The sequence below is a fragment of the Segatella copri genome, assembly GCF_009494395.1.
Lineage (GTDB): Bacteria > Bacteroidota > Bacteroidia > Bacteroidales > Bacteroidaceae > Prevotella.
The window spans coordinates 1-3,111 of the sequence record NZ_VZCB01000100.1 but is presented as its reverse complement, the minus strand read 5'-3'; the positions used below and the strand labels follow the sequence as shown (position 1 = coordinate 3,111).

Sequence of the window (3,111 nt, the reverse complement as noted above, 5' to 3'; positions counted from 1 at the left end):
CGTTTCCATCACGAAAGCCAATGTCAAGGTGTTGGAGGATGGCGACAAATGGCTCATCTATAACCGCAAGAAGACCGGAACACTTGCCAGGGTGAAACTCCTGCCCGAGGCGTTGGAGCTGATGGCGAAATACGAGGACGGGGCAAGAGATACCCTTTTCCCATTGCTGAGCACGAATCGTGTTCGTATCGATCTCATCACCATCTGCAAGTTGGCGGAAACGAGCAAGACCTATTCCTACCATTCGGGACGACACTCGTTCGCCAGCCTCATTACGCTGGAGGCAGGTGTGCCGATGGAGACCATCTGCAAGATGCTCGGTCACAAGGATGTGAAGATGACGCAGCGGTATGCGAGAGTAACCCAAAAGAAGCTGTTTGAGGACATGGACAAGTTCATCGCTGCAACCGAGAAGGACTTTATTCTCGCATTATGAACAAGGCTTTCAACTTTTCTTTTTACAGTTCAACTACATTATTATATTATAAGGACAACAACTATGAGCAGAAGTACATTTTCAATTTTGCCTTACATCAACAGACAGAAGGTGAAGGCAGACGGAACAGCCAACATACTTTGCCGCATCACCGTTGACGGCAAAAGTGCAGCCATTTCCACAGGCATATCCTGTACCCCACAGGAGTGGAACGCCAGGAAGGGAGAGGTACGGAACGTAAGGGACAACGGACGATTGGCAAGTTTCCTTGCTGAGGTCAAGGATAAATACAACTCACTTCTTACTACCAATGGCATCATCACCGTGGAAATGCTGAAGGCTGTGTTGAAGGACAAGGACACGACAGGAAGGTTCTTGCTGAACTTTGGTGATACCATCGTGGAATGGTATCGAACCTCAAAAGCCAGACAAACCTTTCTGCACAAGCGGACATGGCAGAAGAACCTGAGAGCCTTTGTCCATTCGTTGGATAAGGACGACATCGCCTTTGAGGACATAGACGAGAATTTCGGGGAGGAATACAAGCTATTCCTGAAACGAGACCAGGGACGTATCGACAGCTACGTGAACCATTGCCTTCTCTGGCTGAACATGTTGATGTACAAGGCAGTGGACAGGAGCATTATCCGCTTCAATCCCATAGCCAAGATAGGGTATGAGAAGAAGGCAGCCCCGAAGATGACCCATATCAGCAAGGCAGACTTCATCAAGATGCTCTCTACTCCGATGGCTGACGAGCGAACGGAGCTTGCACGCAGATGTTTCATTTTTGCCTCGCTCACTTCGTTATCGTATATAGATGTGAAGAATCTGTATCCTCATCATATCGGGGAGAACTCCGAGGGCAGAAAGTATATCAGAAATAAAAGGGAGAAAACAGGAGTGGAGTTCTTTGTGCCCATCCACCCGATAGCGGAGAAGATTCTCTCGCTCTACAATACCACGGACGACAGCAAGCCTGTTTTTCCACTGGGTGAGAAGAAAGACATCTATCTTGATGTGCATACCCTTGGAATGGTGCTTGGCATAAGTAATAAGTTGGGATTCCACGCCAGCCGCCATACATTCGGAGTCTTGATGCTCAACGAGGACATTCCCATCGGCAGCATAGCCAAGATGATGGGACACGCAGACATTACAAGCACACAGGTCTATGCGCAGGTGACGGAGCAGAAGATTTCAAATGACATGGATAAGCTTATTGCCAAGCGAGAAAGGAACAGATTATCGAACGAAAAAACTATTGGAAAATGAACAGAGGAGTTATAACTATCAGCGAGAGCGGAACGGTATCCATGCCGACCGATACAGTATGGATGACCATGCAGGAGATTGCCGACATGTATAATGTGTTCGGCTGCTATGTGCGCAAGGCTGTCAAGGCTGTATTCAAGGACGGCATTCTGAAAGAGCAGGGTGTGCGTCGTCATGTCATGAAGAACGACCGCATCAGCTATGATGTGTATAGCCTTGAACTCGTCATTGCGGTAGCCTTCCGTATTGACAGCATTGAAAGCAGAGCCTTTCGGGAGTTCATCATGCAAGCCATCATCAAAAAGCAGACCAACCGCCCGAAGTTGGTCTGCCTGTGGTCGAAGAATATAATGGTGTAGCAATTACATTTTTCATCAATGACCTCTATTCTTTGAAAACTAATATTTGTTAAAATTTATAAAGGCTTTAAAATTATTTGCTTTATTCAATTTATTTCTCTAAATTTATAGCGTCAAACAAAATATGACACATTGTTGGAATGAGATAATGAACTAAAATGAGACTTTTGGATTTTTATATAATATGGAGAGGAGATATGCTATTTGCAACAGTTGTTCCTATAGCATATTTCCTATTGTACCTAAAAAACAAACAAGTGACATTTGTCTTTTTGAAATTTGTAATGGCATTTGTGATATGTTTGTACTGGGCAACATACGCTTGTACTTTTTTTTATTCATATTATGATGTTATAGGATGGTTTAAAATACTTATAATACCTGTTTTTCCATTTATAGTGGATTTGTACTTCACCTTTTAAAATCGAAGAAGAAAAAGGTGTTTTTTCTTATCTCCATAGTCTATATAATATTTTGGTGCATGTTGATATTTTGGCATTGCATGAGTAGTATGTAATGCAAAAGAATGAAGAGAGATGATTTCTAATTGTATAGGAATCCTTCAAGCAATGTTCCTCGGAGGCTTTGCGCCTCCAGCCACTTGGGCGAACCTCCGCAGTGTGTTTTAGCATGGTATTAGATTTATACAGGTAACACAAATGATACCCGGCAAACACGAACAACTCGGTATAGCCAATAAAACGAGGCGACAACCTATAACAACCACGCTCGGTAAGTTATACGTTGTCGCCTTGTTCATTTCACCCCACTCATCAAGGACATGTATTTCTCCTACAAGCCCTTCATTCTGTACGCCTCACGATAGTTAGCCATCAGAATCTTCTGAATGTCGGACTCGCGGTAGAGTATCTTTCCGCCAAGCTGGATATACGGGATGACACCGTTGTTTCGGTAGTCCTGCAGGGTTCTTCGGCTCAGTTGCAGCCTGGCACAAAGCTCCTTGTCCGTCATGAAGCGCTCACCGTCAAGCATGGGGCGGTAGTTCATCACGGCACGTTCAAAATTGTCAACCATTCGGTT

Annotated in this window: 4 protein-coding genes; 3 read left to right on the top strand and 1 reads right to left on the bottom strand. The window is 44.5% G+C overall.

Going from position 1 to position 3,111, the window contains the following annotated elements; all coding sequences use genetic code 11:
- From F7D73_RS14720 to F7D73_RS14710, 3 genes are all read left to right on the top strand, one after another.
- Window positions 1-436: tyrosine-type recombinase/integrase (locus tag F7D73_RS14720; RefSeq protein ID WP_153125916.1), on the top strand; the 436-nt coding region annotated here is incomplete at its 5' end.
- Window positions 437-499: 63 nt separating this feature from the next.
- Window positions 500-1,711, top strand: coding sequence for a site-specific integrase (locus tag F7D73_RS14715; protein ID WP_153125914.1), 1,212 nt, complete (start codon window positions 500-502; stop codon window positions 1,709-1,711).
- On the top strand, window positions 1,708-2,070 hold the full coding sequence (locus tag F7D73_RS14710; protein ID WP_153125912.1) for a hypothetical protein: 363 nt from the start codon (window positions 1,708-1,710) through the stop codon (window positions 2,068-2,070). Before F7D73_RS14715 ends, F7D73_RS14710 begins: the two co-directional genes overlap by 4 nt.
- 792 nt (window positions 2,071-2,862) lie before the next feature.
- Here the strand turns inward: F7D73_RS14710 and F7D73_RS14700 are convergent.
- Window positions 2,863-3,111, bottom strand: a 249-nt coding sequence (locus tag F7D73_RS14700) for a helix-turn-helix domain-containing protein (RefSeq protein ID WP_153118395.1), incomplete at its 5' end; no start/stop codon positions are given.